The 1499-nt window shown below is 70.3% G+C and carries 2 protein-coding genes; both read right to left on the bottom strand.

Features of this window, described 5'->3' with window-relative positions; genetic code table 11:
• The coding region (locus P2P98_RS17825) for a DUF5684 domain-containing protein (protein ID WP_275801597.1) at nucleotides 1-694 on the bottom strand (694 nt) is incomplete at its 3' end.
• A gap of 108 nt (nucleotides 695-802) precedes the next feature.
• Nucleotides 803-1495, bottom strand: coding sequence for a peroxide stress protein YaaA (gene yaaA / locus P2P98_RS17820; protein WP_275801598.1), 693 nt, complete (start codon nucleotides 1493-1495; stop codon nucleotides 803-805).
• Nucleotides 1496-1499: the final 4 nt, after the last annotated feature.

Genomic DNA, 1499 nt, shown 5'->3' with positions numbered 1-1499 from the left:
GGCCGGCCGGCGGTGCGGGCGGCGGCGGGGTCGTTCCCGTCGCGGGCGGGGCCGGCGGCGGCGGGGTGGCGCCCGCGGCGGGCGGGGTCGAGCCGGCCGGCGGCGCCGAGTAGCCCTGGGGCGCGCCGTACCCCTGCGGGGCGGCGTTCGCACCGACGCCCTGCTGCGCGGGCTGCACGGGCACGCCGTTCCAGACCGTCTTGTCGGCGAGGAACGAGTTGCCCCACGGCGACGGGGAGGCAGCGGCGGGGTTCCACCGGTTGCTGCTGAAGCCGAGGATGCCGAGCCAGATCCAGACGCCGAGCCCGTTCAGGAGGAACAGCAGCAGGATCGGCCACTCGCGGCCGAACTTCGCGTTGACGCGCACGGAAGCCATGATGAGCACGACGATGCCGGCGAGCAGCGCGAGGAAGTTGAGGATCGGAATCACCCCGGCGATCACGATTCCGAGGATGACCCAGGGCGAGACGTCACCGAGCTTGGCGAAGACCATGTAGTTGTACACCGGCACCCAGGCACGCCACTTGCCCTCGACTCCCGCACGCTCGAAGACCTTCATGGCAAGGAAAGCGGTGATGGCGTAGCCGATGAGACCGAGGACGGCCGAGAAGGCGTACAGGGCGCCCAGGGCTGCCAGCCCGGCGGCATCCGACGCCCCGTAGGGGTCGCTGTATGCGAGGTGAAGGGTGTCCACGTCGATCCTTTCGGACGATGATGGCGCAGACGCGCGCCAGCGGGAGTTTCCCGGTGGGTGACATGGTAGCGAACCTGAGTGTTTCCTGACACCCACCGCGCGGGTGTGCTAGACGAATAGGGCGAGCTCTCCGTCCGCGGCCTCGCGGATGTCCCAGCCGGCCCGACGTCCCCACGCCACGAAATCGTTCCTCGACCCGATCGTCGGGGCCGTGAGCGCCAGTGACCGGACCAGGTCGCCCTTCGCGTGTTTGTTGAAGTGGTTCAACGCGCGAACCGGCGCCTCTCCCCCACCGGTCACAACGCGGACGTAGGCGCTCGCGACATCCGCGGGCACAGGCCCGAGCGCCGCGTACGCCTCGGATCGCAGATCGAGGATGAACGGCGTCGAGAGAGCGGACAGTGCGGAGGTGACGGCATCCGCCCACACCCGACGCAAAGACGGGAGTCCGGGTATCGAGATTCCCGCCGCCAGGCGATATGCGGGGATGCCGTCGAGCGCACCGACCGGGCCGAACGGCGCCGAATGGATCAGCACGTGGTCCGCGACCCACGACCGCGCCGCGGTGTCGAGGCCGGCGGCATCCAGAGCATCGAACAGAACGCCGGTGTAGCGGTCGATCGCGGGCATCGTCGGCGCGTCGCGCAGAGCCGCGTTGTCGGCGATCTCGTGCCGGCGCTTGGCGCTGAGCTTCAGCACACGCGCCGCTTCGTCCTCATCGGCAGACAGGGCCACGAGCGCATCGACGACGGCCTCGCGCTGAGGGCGCAGCGCCGGCAGCGCGAGTTCGTCGAGACGCAGCGCA

Source organism: Microbacterium sp. Kw_RZR3, from assembly GCF_029222405.1.
Lineage (GTDB): Bacteria > Actinomycetota > Actinomycetes > Actinomycetales > Microbacteriaceae > Microbacterium.
This window is presented reverse-complemented; position numbering and strand designations above follow the sequence as displayed.